This window comes from Mesorhizobium sp. M1A.T.Ca.IN.004.03.1.1, assembly GCF_003997555.1.
In the GTDB taxonomy this organism is placed as follows: Bacteria; Pseudomonadota; Alphaproteobacteria; order Rhizobiales; family Rhizobiaceae; genus Mesorhizobium.
The window spans coordinates 1-277 of sequence record NZ_RZTV01000246.1 but is presented as its reverse complement, the minus strand read 5'-3'; the positions used below and the strand labels follow the sequence as shown (position 1 = coordinate 277).

General features: G+C 50.2%; 1 pseudogene. It reads left to right on the top strand.

The window, feature by feature from the left end:
• Window positions 1-53 precede the first annotated feature (53 nt).
• Window positions 54-277, top strand: a pseudogene (locus EOD29_RS31545) (glycosyl transferase); the annotation flags it as partial.

Here is a 277-nt window from a genome sequence, read left to right as displayed (position 1 = left end):
GCGGGCAATAGAGGCGATGTGATGCGCAAGACAACGGAGACGCAAACAGATTCATGAAAAAAGCCGTTATTTATGTGGAAAAATTTTTGCCTGCCAGCCAGGCATTTGTTCTCAATCAGGCGGTAGCGTTTCGTTCTTTCGAAGCTGAAATTCTTGCTGGCTCGCGAATTTCTTCGGCCCATACAAAAAAATCCACTGTTCCGGTTCATGACATCCGTCGGTCGCCCGTTGCACGGGCCGGTGAACTGCTTCTGAAAATCCCGCAGATCGGTCTCCC